This is a genomic window from Pseudomonas sp. GL_103 (assembly GCF_057835175.1).
Genome location: NZ_CM174420.1, coordinates 1,590,001 through 1,605,313 on the forward strand (window position 1 = coordinate 1,590,001; position 15,313 = coordinate 1,605,313).

The 15,313-nt window shown below is 58.8% G+C and carries 15 protein-coding genes and 2 rRNA genes (1 of these 17 cut by a window edge); 12 read left to right on the top strand and 5 right to left on the bottom strand.

Annotated elements, in window-relative coordinates; translation table 11 throughout:
- From AC3IP0_RS07240 to AC3IP0_RS07260, 5 genes are all read left to right on the top strand, one after another.
- Positions 1-476: ribosomal RNA gene (locus AC3IP0_RS07240) — 23S ribosomal RNA — on the top strand (it extends 2,416 nt beyond the left edge of the window).
- A gap of 151 nt (positions 477-627) precedes the next feature.
- Positions 628-743, top strand: a 5S ribosomal RNA gene (gene rrf / locus AC3IP0_RS07245).
- Between the two features lie 196 nt (positions 744-939).
- Entirely contained in the window at positions 940-1,131 is a 192-nt protein-coding gene (locus AC3IP0_RS07250; protein ID WP_489327045.1) for a YegP family protein, read from the top strand.
- 134 nt (positions 1,132-1,265) lie between these two features.
- Positions 1,266-2,192: a LysR substrate-binding domain-containing protein gene (locus AC3IP0_RS07255; RefSeq protein ID WP_489318735.1), complete on the top strand. Its 927-nt coding sequence runs from the start codon at positions 1,266-1,268 to the stop codon at positions 2,190-2,192.
- 57 nt (positions 2,193-2,249) lie between these two features.
- On the top strand, positions 2,250-2,615 hold the full coding sequence (locus AC3IP0_RS07260) for a 5-carboxymethyl-2-hydroxymuconate Delta-isomerase (RefSeq protein WP_489318736.1): 366 nt from the start codon (positions 2,250-2,252) through the stop codon (positions 2,613-2,615).
- 3 nt (positions 2,616-2,618) lie between these two features.
- On the opposite strand, the gene AC3IP0_RS07265 is transcribed toward AC3IP0_RS07260, so the two are convergent.
- From AC3IP0_RS07265 to AC3IP0_RS07275, 3 genes are all read right to left on the bottom strand, one after another.
- Positions 2,619-3,557 carry a LysR family transcriptional regulator gene (locus AC3IP0_RS07265; protein WP_489327046.1) on the bottom strand — a complete coding sequence of 313 codons (939 nt, stop codon included), beginning with the start codon at positions 3,555-3,557 and terminating at the stop codon, positions 2,619-2,621.
- A 114-nt stretch (positions 3,558-3,671) separates the two neighbouring features.
- Positions 3,672-4,589, bottom strand: a complete 918-nt coding sequence (locus tag AC3IP0_RS07270) for a DMT family transporter (protein WP_489327047.1) — start codon at positions 4,587-4,589, stop codon at positions 3,672-3,674.
- Positions 4,590-4,602: 13 nt separating this feature from the next.
- Complete coding sequence (locus AC3IP0_RS07275) at positions 4,603-5,787, bottom strand: cyanate transporter (RefSeq protein ID WP_489327049.1); 1,185 nt, start codon at positions 5,785-5,787, stop codon at positions 4,603-4,605.
- A 495-nt stretch (positions 5,788-6,282) separates the two neighbouring features.
- Here AC3IP0_RS07275 and AC3IP0_RS07280 point away from each other — a divergent pair, with 495 nt between their 5' ends.
- From AC3IP0_RS07280 to AC3IP0_RS07300, 5 genes are all read left to right on the top strand, one after another.
- Positions 6,283-7,665, top strand: coding sequence for a glutamine synthetase family protein (locus AC3IP0_RS07280; RefSeq protein ID WP_489318740.1), 1,383 nt, complete (start codon positions 6,283-6,285; stop codon positions 7,663-7,665).
- 190 nt (positions 7,666-7,855) lie between these two features.
- Positions 7,856-9,505, top strand: coding sequence for a phosphoethanolamine transferase (locus AC3IP0_RS07285; protein WP_489319729.1), 1,650 nt, complete (start codon positions 7,856-7,858; stop codon positions 9,503-9,505).
- Positions 9,506-9,736: 231 nt separating this feature from the next.
- Complete coding sequence (gene rnd, locus AC3IP0_RS07290; RefSeq protein WP_489318741.1) at positions 9,737-10,870, top strand: ribonuclease D; 1,134 nt, start codon at positions 9,737-9,739, stop codon at positions 10,868-10,870.
- Entirely contained in the window at positions 10,867-11,160 is a 294-nt protein-coding gene (locus tag AC3IP0_RS07295; RefSeq protein WP_033048390.1) for a YcgL domain-containing protein, read from the top strand. The genes rnd and AC3IP0_RS07295 overlap by 4 nt, the downstream gene beginning before the upstream one ends.
- 119 nt (positions 11,161-11,279) lie before the next feature.
- Positions 11,280-12,212, top strand: a complete 933-nt coding sequence (locus AC3IP0_RS07300) for a D-2-hydroxyacid dehydrogenase (protein WP_489318742.1) — start codon at positions 11,280-11,282, stop codon at positions 12,210-12,212.
- 91 nt (positions 12,213-12,303) lie between these two features.
- On the opposite strand, the gene AC3IP0_RS07305 is transcribed toward AC3IP0_RS07300, so the two are convergent.
- On the bottom strand, positions 12,304-12,897 hold the full coding sequence (locus AC3IP0_RS07305; protein WP_489318743.1) for a nitroreductase family protein: 594 nt from the start codon (positions 12,895-12,897) through the stop codon (positions 12,304-12,306).
- A 164-nt stretch (positions 12,898-13,061) separates the two neighbouring features.
- On the opposite strand from AC3IP0_RS07305, the gene AC3IP0_RS07310 reads away from it, so the two are divergent.
- Together AC3IP0_RS07310 and AC3IP0_RS07315 are read left to right on the top strand one after the other, a co-directional pair.
- A complete protein-coding gene (locus AC3IP0_RS07310; RefSeq protein ID WP_095945369.1) occupies positions 13,062-13,511 on the top strand; it encodes a YcgN family cysteine cluster protein in 450 nt (149 codons plus the stop codon).
- Positions 13,512-13,545: 34 nt separating this feature from the next.
- A complete protein-coding gene (locus tag AC3IP0_RS07315; protein WP_489327050.1) occupies positions 13,546-14,775 on the top strand; it encodes a hypothetical protein in 1,230 nt (409 codons plus the stop codon).
- Positions 14,776-14,903: 128 nt separating this feature from the next.
- Here AC3IP0_RS07315 and AC3IP0_RS07320 read toward each other — a convergent pair whose 3' ends face one another.
- A complete protein-coding gene (locus tag AC3IP0_RS07320) occupies positions 14,904-15,281 on the bottom strand; it encodes a YgaP family membrane protein (RefSeq protein ID WP_489327052.1) in 378 nt (125 codons plus the stop codon).
- Positions 15,282-15,313 lie beyond the last annotated feature (32 nt).

Here is a 15,313-nt window from a genome sequence, read left to right on the forward strand (position 1 = left end):
GATAAAAGGTACTCCGGGGATAACAGGCTGATACCGCCCAAGAGTTCATATCGACGGCGGTGTTTGGCACCTCGATGTCGGCTCATCACATCCTGGGGCTGAAGCCGGTCCCAAGGGTATGGCTGTTCGCCATTTAAAGTGGTACGCGAGCTGGGTTTAGAACGTCGTGAGACAGTTCGGTCCCTATCTGCCGTGGACGTTTGAGATTTGAGAGGGGCTGCTCCTAGTACGAGAGGACCGGAGTGGACGAACCTCTGGTGTTCCGGTTGTCACGCCAGTGGCATTGCCGGGTAGCTATGTTCGGAAAAGATAACCGCTGAAAGCATCTAAGCGGGAAACTTGCCTCAAGATGAGATCTCACTGGGACCTTGAGTCCCCTGAAGGGCCGTCGAAGACTACGACGTTGATAGGTTGGGTGTGTAAGCGCTGTGAGGCGTTGAGCTAACCAATACTAATTGCCCGTGAGGCTTGACCATATAACACCCAAGCAATTTGCGCTTAAAAGCCAGATTGCGGTGTGTGAAGACGAAACGAACCGAAAGTTCGAGATACTCACAAAACACCAAACTATCGCATACCCAATTTGCTGAAGCGAGGCCATCTGGTCACGACTCAGTACCCGAATTTCTTGACGACCATAGAGCGTTGGAACCACCTGATCCCATCCCGAACTCAGCAGTGAAACGATGCATCGCCGATGGTAGTGTGGGGTTTCCCCATGTGAGAGTAGGTCATCGTCAAGATTAAATTCCGAAACCCCAATTGCGAAAGCAGTTGGGGTTTTGTTTTTGGCCGCGGGAAAGTTCGCACGCAATTATTCAGGGTCTCCAGTGCGAAATATCCCCTGACATTGCAAGTAATCGCCCTGGAAACTCCTCCTTTATTCTGGTGACTGCAGATCACTGATCTGCAGTCACCAGTAATCGCAAGGAGCGAGCAATGTATTTTGAGATTTACAGACAAATCGGCGGCACTGTTCTGACTGGCAAGGGCCAATGGCGTTGGCGGTTGAGGGCAGGGAATCATGAAACGATTGCCAGCGGGGAGGCGTACGTCAACAAGGCCGATTGCCTGCATGCAATCAGTTTGATCAAGGGGACCTGCCACCAGACCCCGATCAAGGAAATCTAGTTTGAGGATGATGAAGCTGCTCGTTCAGGGCAGCTTCGTTTCAACCCGCATCAGGCTGTTGGACCTGAGTCGGATAGACGGCAGTCGCATCCGCTACCTAAACTGTCAGCAGATTTAGGGATCGGGGGCAGTGGATGAATCGCAACGAACTTCGCAAGGCGGATATCAACCTGATGGTGGTATTCGAAACGCTGATGCTCGAGCGCAATGTCACTCGGGTGGCGGAGAAGCTGTTTCTCGGTCAGCCGACCATCAGTTCGGCGCTCAACCGCTTGCGTGCGATGTTCAATGATCCGCTGTTCATACGCGTTGGCCATCGCATGGAGCCGACGGCAAGAGCCGAAGAAATCATCAGGCATCTGTCGCCGGCGCTGGATTCGTTGTCCGTGGCCTTGAGCCTGACCCATGATTTTGACCCGGCCAGCAGCACGATGTCGTTCCGCATCGGGTTGTCCGACGATGTCGAGTTCGGCCTGTTGCCGCCATTGTTGCGAGCGCTGCGCCAGGAAGCGCCCAACGTGGTGTTTGTGGTGCAGCATGTCGATTACTGGCGGATTCCCGACTTGCTGGCGTCCGGCGATATCACGGTGGGTATCAGCCAGACCCGTGGCTTGCCGGCCAATGCCAAGCGCAAGTTGCTGCGGCATATTCAGCCCAGCATTTTGCGCGCCGATGCCTCCGACACACCGCTGACCCTCGATGAATATTGCGCGCGGCCGCACGTGCTGGTGTCCCATACCGCCAACGTCAGTGGCTATGCCGACGAGTGGCTGGCGGACATCGGCCGCACGCGCCAGGTGGTGCTCTCGGTGCCGCAATACAGTTCTTTGCCGGCCCTGCTTGCCGGGACGGACCTGATTGCCAGCCTGCCGGACTACACCGCCGAGGCGATGGCTGCATCGGGAGTGCTGTTCAAGGAACCCTTTCCGATCCAGACACCCACCCTGGACCTGTCCATGGTCTGGCTCAGTCATGTCGATACCGATCCTGCCGAGCGCTGGTTGCGCTCGCGTCTGGAAGCGTTCATGAGTGAGCGTGCCGTTTTGCCACAGCCTGAATGAACAGGGCGACGCTGTGTTATATGTTCAACCTCTCCACCCACTTACAGGAACCCGCTCATGCCTCACCTGCACATGGAATACACCGCCAACCTGACTGATCTGAATGCCGATGTGGCATTGATGCGATTGAACAATACATTGGTGGGTTCCGGTCAGTTTGCTGCCGAATTCGACATCAAGAGCCGCGCGGTCAAGGTCGAGACGTTCAAGGTCGGCACGGCACTGGCCGAGCGGGCGTTCGTGCATGTGAAACTGGCGCTGTTGAGTGGTCGTTCCGCAGAGATCAAGAAACAGATGTCTGAAAGCCTGCTGGCGGTAGTGCAGGAACTGTGTGAATGGCCGAGCAGCATTGAGGTCCAGTTGTGCGTGGAAATTCTCGACATCGATCGCGACTCCTACAGCAAGACCGCCATCAACAACTGAACATCAGGCTGATTCCTGCTCGACGCAGGCCTGCATCACTTGCGTTCGCAGCCAGGTGCCGGCGTTGTCCTGATCAACACCCTGGTTCCACTGCATGTCGAGGGTGAAACCCGGCAAGCCTTCAGGCGCTTCACAGTGATTGAAGGTGTCTGCACTGGCCAGCAATCGCTGGATGCGCCGAGGCAGGGTCAGGACATAGTCGGTACCGGTAATCAGCTTTAGCGCTGCACTGTAGCTGTTGGCGCGTGCGACGATCTGACGCTTTTGTGCCTGCTGCGCAAGCCAGCCGTCGACCATGTTGGTGGCGGACGTCCAGGGTGTCGGGAACACGTGTCGACGTTCGACATAGGTTTGCAGGCTCAAGCGTGGTTCCGCCGGCGTGGCGCGCTTGTCGAACACACACACCAGGTCATCTTCGAGCAGCGTCTGCGATTTGAAATCGACGTGACTGCGATGAAAGTTCGGACCGAAGCACATCACCAGGTCGAGGCTGCCTTCGCGCAACGCTTCGGCAGGGATATCGGCCTGGAGTTTGAACACATTGACCATCACCGGAAGATCGGCGAGGTCGAAGGTTTTCAACAGGCGCGGCAGGATCAATTGCTCGAAATATTCCGGTGCGCAGATGTTGAAGGTCACCGGTTGCAGGCCCGGGTCGAACGTGGGTAGGCCGGCGTGACACAGGTTGATGCTTTCCAGGATTTTCAGCACGTGAGGGTACATCGCGCTGGCCTTGCCGGTGGGCTGCATGCCGCCGGTACGGGTATTGATGAACAGTTCGTCCTCGAAACTGGTGCGCAGTTTTTTCAGGCAGTAACTCACCGTGGACTGGCTGACGCAAAGCGTCTCGGATACGTCGGTGACGCTGTTCTGCTCATACACGGCGACGAACACCATGAGGTCCTGCATGTCGAGTTTTCTAAGCGAATTACTGTTCAGCATCCATTGCGTCTCGCTGCGTCCCTTGCGCTGAGCGTGTGCAAGGGTGGGTGAATTATCCTAGCGGAATGAGCGAGCAGGGAAAATGCCTTGCAGGACGTTTCGCCCAAGACCCTGTCAGCCCTGGACCATCGCCGACACGGCGCGGCGGCTGGACATCAACAGCGCGAACATGCCGAGACCCACCAGCACCGCACCGGCCATTTCCAGCGGCAGCGGCATCTGGCGCCCCCATAGCCAGTGAAACAAGGTGATGAACAGCGTGCTCAGGTAGATGTAGGAAATCACCGAGGACGGTGCGATCACGCCTATGGCCCGGTGCAGCAGCCAGAACGTCGCCAGGGTGGCGAACACCGCCAGGTACATCAGCCAATAGAAATCGTTGAGCGTCAGTAATGATGCCGAGCGCCAACCGCCACTGAATCCACAGAACACCAGCAGGAACAACGCACCGAACAGCATGTTCCAGAACGTCATGGGCACCGGCCCGCGTCCCTTGAGGCTATTGGCTTTCAGGCGCTGGCTGAGGGGGGCGTAGAGTGCCATTGCCAAACAACCGATGCCGTACACCGTCAATGCATAGGGCGATGGCAACTCGCCGGGACCCGTACCTTTCATGATCAACAAAACCGCCCCGGCAGCGGCGAGCAGCATCGGCACAATCCGTTGTTTCAGACGGCGGTCAGGTGTCAGCATGGCTTCGAAACCCAGGGTCAGCAGCGGCACCAGCGTGAACATCGTCCCGGTGTTGACGGCCGAGGTGTAGCGCAATGCTTCGAACAGCGAACCGAAGTACAGCGCCAGCAGCAGGCCGAGCACGGCGTGACCAAGCAGCCCGGGGGCGGCGATGACGGCATCGCCTTTGAGCAGCAACAGTGGCAGAAACACCAAGGCGCAAAACAGCAGGCGCAAACCTGTCAGCAGGATCGGGTCGATGGCCTGGCTGACTTGCGCCGCCGCGGAAAACGATGCGGCGATCAACAAGGCCCAAAGCAGCATGCTGGCGTGAGCGACGGCGAAACCGGTGGTTTTCATGGCAGGCTCCGGGTCAATCGATATGGCGGGTGTAGTGCCTCGGGTTGAAGCGCAAAACCATCAGCATCATCAGCGCCATGACCGCCGTCAGCGACCACCAGGCCCATTCAAAGCTGCCGAGCTGGTCGCGGATTACTCCCGCCAGCAGCGGCGACAGGCCGGCGATCAAGTAGCCGATGCCTTGCACGAATGCGGTCAGGCCACCGGCGCGCAATGGATTGTCCAGGTGATCCAGCGATACGATCAGGCTCATCGGGAACAGGCCGCCAATGCCCAGCCCCAGCAGGCATGGCCACATCAGGCTCAAATGCCGTGGGCTCAGAATCAGTCCGCAGAAACCGGCGATGATCAGTGTCAGCAATACCATCAGCACGATGCGGCGGTCGCGGCTGCGATTGGCGATGACGGGCGTCAGCAGACCCGACAGCACTTCCATGGCGGTCAGAAATCCGAGCAGCAATCCGGCGTGCTGTTCGCTCCAGCCCTTTTCCACGTAGTACGGCGCCAGCCAGGCCAGAACACAGGTGTAGGACGCAGTGCCCAGGCCAAAGAAAATCGCGAGTAACCACGCGCGGGAATTGGCGAAGAACGAACCTTTGCTGGATGCCTTTGTATCCAGTGTCGGTATCCTTGGGCGTTGGGGGCTCCAGAACAGTAATGCCAGCACGGCGAGAACGGCCCAGATCGCCAGGCCCATACGCCAGTTGCCGGTACGCTCCATCACCAGTGGCGCAAAGGAAGCACCCATGGCGGCACCGCCCATGATCGACGTGACGTAGAGCCCCATGCACAGGGCAACGTGGTCGCTGAAGCGGGATTTGATCAGCGCTGGCATCAGGGCCTGGATCAGGGCGATCCCGATACCTGCCAGCACCGCACTGAGGAGCAACTGCGCGGCTGAATCAAGGAACAACCGCGAAAGCGTGGCCACGCCGATGATCAGCAACGAGAACACCACCGTGCGCTGGTCGCCAAATCGCTGGCTGACGCGCAGGCCGACAAACATCGCCAGTCCCATGGCCGTCACCGGCAACATTGTCAGCAGTGAAGCCTGGCTGAAGTTCAGCGTAATGTCGTCGCGAATCGCCGAGAGCAGAGGCCCGACAGCGGCCATGGAGGGGCGCAGGTTCAGGGCAACCAGGACAATGCTGAACATGAGCCAGAGGGCAGGGCGGGAAGTGGCTCGGGTGTTTTCCATGATCGGACCTTGAACAGAAGGGTTCCGATTAGGCGCGCGAGGCCTGGAGGCGGCAAATCAGAAAGTCCGGCATGGTATTTAGAAATTAAATACAAGCCACTCCCACAGGGGACACCACTGAACAGCCAAATGTTTAGCCAGACGACATCCAAGGTTCTTCAAATCCTGATTTAACGACTTAAGCCATCGTGTGACGCTGCGGGTCATCTGTTTTCTGCGGTTCTCTTTATGGACGGTTGGCCAGTCGCATTCCACCTCAAGGCATCCATCGACGCTCGGGCGTCGAGCCTTGGCCGTCGATTCATGCCCGCCACCGCGCCAAACCTCTCTGCACTTCCTTCTGAACTGGCTTTTTGGGCGCTGTGGCATTGCCGCCATGCGCGCCCGCCGGATTCCTGCTTTTTCCGCTGATTGTTCCTACATATTCCGCTTGATGGCGGGATTAAAGTGCGGGTGCTTTTGCGTACCCGTCTGACACGGAAAAAGAGAGTTCCCATGAGTTGTGCCACGACCTCGTTTGCCCCCCGACAAGAAGCCCTGACCTTTCTGGAGCAGAACCCGGATATTGAAATGTTCGAGCTGTTCATCCTCGACAACAACGGAGTGCCGCGGGGCAAGCTGCTGCATCGTGATGAGTTGCTGGCGGTGTATGAAAGCGGGCGGCCATTGCCGAGCACCATCCTCGGCCTGACCATCAACGGCGATGACGTGGAAAACTCCGGGCTGGTCTGGGATGTCGGTGATATCGACTGCCGGGCCTACCCGATCAGCGGCAGCCTCACGCGTATGCCGTGGCGTCTGATTCCGACGGCGGCCGTGCAGGTCAGCATGCACCCGACGGAGGGAATGCCTGCCACCATTGCCGATCCTCGTCATTTGCTGACGAAAGTCATCGAAGGTTTGCAGGCTGACGGTTATTACCCGGTGATGGCGGCGGAATTGGAGTTCTACCTGCTGGATCAGCAACGCGACAGCAATGGCCGGCCTCAACCGGCGCGGGATGTCGATGGCGGGCGTCCGCGCGGCACTCAGGTCTATGGTTTGCGCGAGCTTGAACAGATCGAGCCGTTCCTGGCCGATCTCTACAGCGCCTGCAAGCTCCAGGGGATACCGGCGCGCACGGCAATTTCCGAATACGCGCCGGGGCAAGTGGAAATCACCCTTGAGCACCGCTCCGACGCGCTACAGGCGATGGATGAAGCGGTGCGCTACAAGCGTCTGGTCAAGGGGGTGGCGCACAAGCACGGCATGACAGCCTGCTTCATGGCCAAGCCTTTCGATGACCTGGCCGGCACCGGGATGCACATGCACGTGAGCCTGGCGGACAAGGACGGCAACAACCTCTTCGCCAGCGAAGCCCCGGATGGAACGCCACTGCTCAAGCAGGCCGTCGCAGGCATGCTCAGTACCTTGCTCGATTCGCTGTTGCTGTTCTGCCCCAACGCCAACTCCTACCGGCGATTCCAGGCCAACAGCTATGCGCCCCTGGCGGCCACCTGGGGCGTGGACAATCGCACCGTGAGTTTGCGTGTCCCTGGCGGACCGGCGTATTCCCGGCACATCGAACATCGAATCTGTGGCGCAGATGCCAATCCTTATCTGGCGGCTGCCGCGATTCTGGCCGGTATTCATCGCGGTATCCGCGAACAACTTGATCCTGGTGCGCCGGTGGAAGGCAATGGCTACGCCCAGGCCACGAAACTGTTGCCGACAGACTGGCTGACCACCTTGCGATCGCTGGAAAGTTCGAATTGGGCCAGGGAAGCCTTCGGCGGCGAATTCCTCGGCGTCTACCTGGCGGTGAAACGCGCCGAATATCGTCAATTCATGGGGGAGGTCGGTGAGCAGGACTGGCGCTGGTATTTGCACCAGGCTTGAGTCAACGCTAAACCAGGGCTGAACCATTCTCAAATAGTCTGAAAGTGTCAGGCGGGATTAATAAGCCAACTAATTGTTGGCTTCTTTTTCACAAAAAATTGATTGTTGGCTACCTAAAATTAGAGCTGTCTCGGTAAATGAAATTTTCACATTCACCGAAGATACTCATTTTCAGGACCCGCCGAATCTCATGCTTAAGATTAAAGCCGTGCGCCCCGAATGGGTGACACTGATTGCCAGTGCATTTTTGTTAGTTGGCTTCAATTTTGTACTCTGGCAGCACCTGTTCGAAATCACCGCGTCCGATGGCAAAGGCATCGTCATGCGCGTGGCCTTCGGGGCGATGATCTTCGCGGCCTTCAACATTGTGCTGACCCTGTTGGCATTTCGGCCGGTGCTCAAGCCGGTGCTGACCCTGCTGTTCATGACCAGCGCGGGCGTGGTGTATTTCATGAGCCAGTATGGTGTTCTGATCGACACCGGCATGTTGCGTAACTTTGCTGAGACCAATGCCACGGAAGTGCGTGACTTACTGTCGCTCAAGTTATTTGTTTATATTTTACTGCTCGGCGTTTTACCGTCCTGGCTGTTGTGGAAGACACCGATTAATTATCGTCGTTGGCACCGTGAACTACTCAGTAAAGTTCTGGTGACTTTTGCCTCGGCAGCGGTCATTGGTGGTGTTGCACTGGTTAACTATCAAGGCCTGTCTTCGCTGTTTCGCAATCACCATGAGTTGCGCCTGATGGTGGTGCCTAGTAACTACATTGGCGCGTCGGCTGGTTTTTTGCGCGAGAAAGTAGCGACGGCCCGGCAGCCCTTTGTCAAGATCGGTGAAGATGCCCGGCGCAATCCGGCCTGGCAAACTCACGGGCGCAAATCCCTGACGGTTCTTGTCGTGGGTGAAAGTGCCCGGGCGGAGAACTTCGGCATCCTTGGCTATAGCCGCGACACCACTCCGACACTGAGTAAGGAAGATGGCCTGATCGCTTTCACCGATGTGCATTCCTGCGGTACTGAGACCGCCGTATCGGTGCCTTGCATGTTCTCCAATATGGGGCGCAAGGACTACAACGCCAGCAAGGCAAAGAACGAAGAAGGCCTGCTGGACGTGCTCAAGCATGCGGGTATCGACGTGATCTGGCGTGACAACCAGTCAGGCTGCAAAGGTACGTGCGATCGCGTCACCGTTGACGACGTCAGCAATCTGAAGGACCCGGCGCTGTGCGCCAACAGTGAATGCCGCGACGAAATCCTGCTGCAAGGGCTGCAGCATTTCATCGATACCCTGGACAAGGACACGGTATTGGTATTGCACCAAATGGGCAGCCACGGTCCGGAATACTTCAAGCGTTATCCGAAAGAGTTCGAGCGCTTCACCCCGGTTTGCGAGAGTAATGCCCTGAACAATTGCAGTCGCGAAAGTATCGTCAATGGCTACGACAACACCTTGGTCTATACCGACCATGTGCTGTCGACCTTGATCGATCTGCTGCGCAGCAACCAGGACAAAGTGGATACCGCGATGCTGTACCTGTCGGACCACGGCGAGTCCCTGGGCGAATACAACTTGTTCCTCCACGGCACGCCTTACATGCTCGCACCGGAGCAACAAAAGCATGTCGCGATGTTTGCCTGGTTTTCCGACAGCTACAAAAAATCGTTTGCGGTAGATACCCGCTGCCTGCAACAGAGCCGTGGAAGGCCCCTGAGCCAGGACAACCTGTTCCATTCGATGCTTGGTCTGCTGGAGGTCGACAGCAAGGTCTACCACCAGGATCTGGACATGTTTGCCGGATGTCGCGGTCCAGTGGCCGACGGCGTGTTGGCCAAGGATTGATCGCCTCTGACTCTGTTTCACGCAACGACCGCCGACCTGGTTTTTGGCCGGTGTTGGCCGGGCACGGTGATTCTCGCACTGGTCCAGGTGCTGTGAAAGACCAGCTAGCCCGGATTTGTAGGACTATTCTGTATGTCACGCAGTAATTTTCGCTAACGCTCTTGTTCAGTGGATGCGCGGAAATCGCCGGGGGCGATATATACTGCGCGCCATTCTTCAAGGGAGAGCCGTGTGGCCATCGATATTCACTGGATTCGCGACAACGATAGCCTCGGACGGTTGTGCGCCGAGTGGCAGCAGTTGCCATTCGTTGCCCTCGACACCGAATTCATGCGGGTCGACACCTTCTACCCAATCGCCGGCCTGCTGCAGATCGGTGATGGCGTTCGCGCCTATCTGATCGACCCGCTGACCATCGACAACTGGCAGCCATTGGCCGCTTTGCTGGAAAACCCGGCAGTGCTCAAAGTTGTCCACGCGTGCAGCGAAGACCTCGAAGTCCTGCTACGCCTGACCGGCAGCCTGCCGACGCCGCTGTTCGATACGCAGTTGGCTGCCGCTTACCTGAACCTTGGTTTTTCCATGGGCTATTCGCGACTGGTGCAGGAAGTGCTCGGCATCGACCTGCCCAAGGGGGAAACCCGTTCCGACTGGCTGCAACGTCCGCTTTCCGAAACCCAGATCAGCTATGCCGCCGAAGACGCCGTGCATTTGGCTGAAGTCTTCGTAAAGCTGCGTCCAAAGCTGTCTGACGAGAAATACGCCTGGGTCCTGGAAGACGGCGCCGAACTGGTGGCCAACCTGCGCCGCGAGATCGATCCGTACGAGGTCTATCGCGATGCCAAGCTGGCCTGGAAGCTGTCCCGCGCCCAACTCGCTGTTTTGCGTGAGCTCTGCGCCTGGCGCGAAAAGGAAGCCCGGGTCCGCGACCTGCCGCGCAACCGGATTATCCGCGAGCATTCGTTGTGGCCGCTGGCGCGTACGCAACCGGATAACCTCGGCGCCCTGGCGAAAATCGAAGACATGCACCCGCGTACCGTGCGTCAGGACGGCGAGTTTCTGCTTGATCTGATCAAGCGCTCTGGCAGTGTGTCGCCTGATCAATGGCCGCCAGCCGTGCCGGAGCCATTGCCGGTGGATGCCGCTGCGCTGCTCAAACAAATGAAGGCCATAGGCCAGGCCGAAGCCGAGCGCCTGAACATCGCGCCGGAACTGATGCTGCGCAAGAAAACCCTGGAAGCGCTGCTCAAGAGCGGCTTCCCCAATGGTCCCTACCAATTGCCTGATTCGCTGCGTGGCTGGCGCCGCGAATTGATGGGCCAGGCGCTGCTCGACAGCCTGGCCACCGCCGGAGAACAGCCTTGAAACGTATTTGTTCCATCTATCGCAGCTCGAAGAGAAACGAAATGTACCTGTATGTGCTCAAGAGCGATGCTCTGGAACGCGTGCCGGATCCCCTGATGGCAGCCTTCGGCAAGGCCATCCACGCGTTCGACCTGGTGCTGAGCCCCGAGCGCAAACTGTCGCGCGAGGACATCGCGGTCGTGCTGGAAAACCTCGAAAAACAGGGTTATCACCTGCAAATGCCACCTGCCGAAGACGAGTACATCGAGCACCTGCCGGAAGAATTGTTGCGTCGCAACGATCCGGTGTGAGCGGCACACAGATTCTGTTCAGAGTGGTTATGAAACACTGATTGATTTTAGCGACGGCAGCATCGACGGAGCAGCGCTCTTTCGGCGGCCGTCTGCACCGTTTTTGAAAGGTTTGAAGCATGCGCGTCCTGATTGCTGAACACGACCACCCGGTGTACGCCCAACTGTTGCGCGAGGCGGCACCGGACCTGGAGGTGCTGACCAGCGGTGATTCCGCCGAACTGGCCAGCCAGGCCGCCGACTGTCCGGTGTGGCTTGGCCAGCCAGATTTGCTGGCGACCCTGTTACGCCAGGGCCATCAACCGCAATGGCTGCAATCGACCTGGGCCGGCATCACGCCGCTGCTGGCCGATGGCTTGCCGCGGCACTATCGGCTGACCCGCGCAGTCGGAATCTTCGGCCAGGTCATGGCCGAGTACGTACTCACGTACATGCTCGGTCACGAACGTGAAGTATTGGCGCGACTGGTCAGCCAGGTCGAGCGCAAATGGGACAGTCGCCAGGTCCAGAGCCTGGCCGGGCGCAAAGTGTTGATCGTCGGCACCGGTGATATCGGTCAAAGTGTCGCGCAGTTCCTCGTACCGTTCGGCGTCGAGTTGTATGGCGTTGCCAGCAGCGCGCGGGTACAGGCACCGTTTATCGAAGTCGGTTCACTGGCGGATCTGCCGCGGCTGGTCGGTGAAGTCGATTACGTGGTCAATCTGCTGCCGAACACGCCGGAAACCCACGATATCTACGACGCGGCGCTGTTCAAGCAATTCAAGCCGACCGGGTTGTTCATCAACGCCGGGCGCGGTGTGGCGGTGGTCGATGCGGATCTGGTGGATGCCTTGAAGGAAGGGCATCTGGCCGGCGCGGTGATTGACGTGTGCCGTCAGGAACCCTTGCCCCAGCGTCATCCGTTCTGGACGGCCTGGGGCCTGCTGCTGACCGGCCACAGCTCGGCACCGACTTCGCCTTCGCTGATGGTGAAGCTGTTTGTCGAGAACCTGCGGGCGTATCAGGCGGGAGAGGCGTTGCGCGGGGAAGTGGATTTCGATCGCGGGTATTGAGGCGCAGCGAAAAAAGATCGCAGCCTGCGGCAGCTCCTGCAGGGTGATGTGTACACCTGTAGGAGCTGCCGCAGGCTGCGATCTTTTGTTATCAGAGGGTGAAATCACCTTCAGCCGCCAACTCACTCAACGGGCGACGCGGGCTTGGTTCTTCACGGGCTTGCAGGTAATCCGCCAGGCTCGCCTTGTCCCCCAGCTTGCCCACCGCGACGGCCGCGTGCAGGGCGTAGCCTTCAGGAATGTTCAGCTCCTTGCGGGTCAGCTCCTGGTCGAAGCCGGCCATGCCGTGGGTGTGCCAGCCGCTCAGGCTCGCTTGCAAGGCCAGGTGGCCCCAGGCGGAACCGGTGTCGAAGGTGTGCCACAGGGCCGGGGTTTCTTCGGTGGCGCCAGGTGCGGCGAAGGTGGTTTTCGAGATCACGATCACCAGGGCCGACGCATGTTGTGCCCAGCTACGGTTGAATTCGTTCAGCAGGCCCAGGTAACGCTCCCAGTTCGGCGTGTCGCGACGTGCGTAAAGGAAGCGCCAGGGTTGCGAGTTGTAGGCCGAGGGTGCCCAGCGGGCGGCTTCGAAGAAGCTCAGCAGGGTTTCCTCTGCAATCGTTTCGCCAGTGAAGGCGCGGGGCGACCAGCGATCGGTGAACTGAGGGTGAATGGCGTAATCGGCAACGCGTGGGTTGGCACTCATCAAGAGATTCCTGGCTACGTTTGAAAGTGGGAGCAACGCAAAACCCTACTTGGCAGCGCAAAAACTGACAAGCCCGTTCTACCGACAGTCGCCAATGCTTGGCCCAAGGGGCCATGGGCACTAGACTGGCGGCCTTTTCACCACCTGATGTCGATACTCGAACCATGGCCGCCAAAGTAGAACCGTTCTGGATACGCAAGACCCTCGATCAACTCGATCAGGAGGAATGGGAGTCGCTGTGCGACGGCTGTGGATTGTGCTGCCTGCAAAAGCTTGAAGACGAAGACGACAACAGCGTCTATTACACGCGCATCGCCTGCAAACTGCTGGACCTGAAAACCTGCCAGTGCAAGGACTATCCCAACCGTCGTGACTCCGTGCCGGACTGTATCCAGCTCACGCCGGGCAAGGCCGACGAATTCAAATGGCTGCCGCCGACCTGCGGCTATCGCCTGGTCAGCGAAGGCAAGGACCTGCCGTTGTGGCATCACCTGGTGTGTGGTGATCGCGATGCCGTTCATCACGAGCGGATTTCCCAGTCCGGGCGCATGCTCGCCGAAGGCAGCGTGCCGGAAGATGACTGGGAAGATCACCTGATTTTCCGCGCAGGCTGATTGCCAACGATCAACGTTTCACGAAGGAGTGTGTATGGCTGTGGGATGGCGGCAGGCGTGGGTCCTTGGATTACTGGCCGTGAATTCGCCCGCATGGGCTGCGGACAAGGTCAATCTGGATTACCACGTGCGCCTGTTACCCCAGAGCGATCAGGCCGAAGTGCGCCTGACGCTCGCCCAGGGGTCGGCGGTACGCAGCCTGGATTTCGACCTCGGCGACGGCAGCCACTACAGCGATTTCAAGGCTGACGGCCAATGGCAACTGACCCCCGGCAAAGCGGCGCGTGGTGTGTGGCGCCCGACTGCTGACAAGGCCAGCCTGACCTACCGTGTGAACATCAGCCACGGGCGCAAGAGCGGCAACTTCGACACGCGCATGACGCCAAACTGGGCGTTGATGCGCGGCGACGATCTGGTGCCGGCTGCCAGGCTCGATCAACAGGACGGCATCGAACTGGTTTCACGACTTGAGTTCGAACTACCCGGTGGCTGGAAAAGCGTTGAAACCGCGTGGCCACGAATCGGCCCGAATAAATTCCGTATCGACAACCCTGCCCGACTGTTCGACCGGCCCACGGGCTGGATGCTCGCGGGCCAGCTCGGCAGCCGCCGTACTCGTCTGGGCGAGACCGAAGTCACCGTCGCCTCGCCGATGGGGCAGGGCATGCGCCGTATGGATGTGCTGACGCTGCTGACCTTCGTCTGGCCGCAAGTGCAGGCGCTGTATCCGCGACACCCGGGCAAACTGCTGATCGTCGGGGCCAATGACCCAATGTGGCGCGGAAGTCAGTCGGCGCACGAGTCGATCTATCTCAACAGCCGTCTGCCGTTGGTCAGCGAAAGCGGCACCAGTGCCCTGGTCCGCGAGTTGGCCCAGATGTTCGGGCGGATCAACGGCACCCAGCGCAGTGATTGGATCAGCGAAGGCTTTGCCGAGTACTACGCCATCGAACTGGTGCGCCGGGCTGGCGGCATGAGCGATGAGCGCTACGAGAACCTGCACGGCAACCTGGTCAAGAACAGCCAGAAAGTCACCACGCTGCGCGGTGAACAGATCACTGCGGTTCAGGTGGCCAGGGCGGTGGTGTTGCTGCAGGAGCTGGATCGCGAGATTCGCCTGAAAACCCATAACAAACGTTCGCTGGATGATGTGTTGCGCGGGGCGATGCGGCTGGGGGATATCGATACCCAGGCGTTTGTTCAACTCAGCGAGAGCGTGATCGGTGGCTCTTCAAAGGTACTGAGCACCGAGTTGATTCAGTGAGTCCGTCATCGCGAGCAAGCTCGCTCCCACAATGATTGGTGGTGAACGCAAATGTTGTGAACGCCACATGACCCTGTGGGAGCGAGCTTGCTCGCGATAGGGCCATCAGCCCCGCCGGACAAGCCTGATCAAACGCCGGTATTCGGTGATTTCAAGGAATCATTGCCGGTAACGGTCGAGGTTTTGGTCGCCGCCTCGGCATTGGCCTTCAACTGGCTCAGTTCTTCCCCCGCCCGCTGGATTTTCGCCCGCACGTTATTCATGTCCTGACGGCCTTTCTCCAGCAGGCTTTTCGCCGAGTTGTGACCGGTAATTCCACGCGCCAGGGCCACACCGCCGATTGCCACCTGGATCAGGCCAAAGATCCCGCCACGCCGCAGCCCCTTGCCCACCATCACCACGCCGCCGGCCAGGGAGTCAATGCGTTCCCAGCCCTGCACGTTCTGCTCGGAAGGGCTCTGGAACGGGGTGGATTCGATACGCTCGACGCGTTTGAGTTCGCTCATGGTCTGTCTCCAGGCTTCAGGGGTCGATAGTC

Bases quoted from the DNA above. Each gene is read 5' to 3' on its own strand.
- AC3IP0_RS07270 (WP_489327047.1), bottom strand. From the start codon at position 4,589: ATGAAAACCACCGGTTTCGCCGTCGCTCACGCCAGCATGCTGCTTTGG.
- AC3IP0_RS07250 (WP_489327045.1), top strand. From the start codon at position 940: ATGTATTTTGAGATTTACAGACAAATCGGCGGCACTGTTCTGACTGGC.
- AC3IP0_RS07265 (WP_489327046.1), bottom strand. From the start codon at position 3,557: ATGCTGAACAGTAATTCGCTTAGAAAACTCGACATGCAGGACCTCATG.
- AC3IP0_RS07275 (WP_489327049.1), bottom strand. From the start codon at position 5,787: ATGGAAAACACCCGAGCCACTTCCCGCCCTGCCCTCTGGCTCATGTTC.
- AC3IP0_RS07260 (WP_489318736.1), top strand. From the start codon at position 2,250: ATGCCTCACCTGCACATGGAATACACCGCCAACCTGACTGATCTGAAT.
- AC3IP0_RS07285 (WP_489319729.1), top strand. From the start codon at position 7,856: ATGCTTAAGATTAAAGCCGTGCGCCCCGAATGGGTGACACTGATTGCC.
- AC3IP0_RS07315 (WP_489327050.1), top strand. From the start codon at position 13,546: ATGGCTGTGGGATGGCGGCAGGCGTGGGTCCTTGGATTACTGGCCGTG.
- AC3IP0_RS07300 (WP_489318742.1), top strand. From the start codon at position 11,280: ATGCGCGTCCTGATTGCTGAACACGACCACCCGGTGTACGCCCAACTG.
- AC3IP0_RS07310 (WP_095945369.1), top strand. From the start codon at position 13,062: ATGGCCGCCAAAGTAGAACCGTTCTGGATACGCAAGACCCTCGATCAA.
- AC3IP0_RS07305 (WP_489318743.1), bottom strand. From the start codon at position 12,897: ATGAGTGCCAACCCACGCGTTGCCGATTACGCCATTCACCCTCAGTTC.
- AC3IP0_RS07280 (WP_489318740.1), top strand. From the start codon at position 6,283: ATGAGTTGTGCCACGACCTCGTTTGCCCCCCGACAAGAAGCCCTGACC.
- AC3IP0_RS07255 (WP_489318735.1), top strand. From the start codon at position 1,266: ATGAATCGCAACGAACTTCGCAAGGCGGATATCAACCTGATGGTGGTA.
- AC3IP0_RS07320 (WP_489327052.1), bottom strand. From the start codon at position 15,281: ATGAGCGAACTCAAACGCGTCGAGCGTATCGAATCCACCCCGTTCCAG.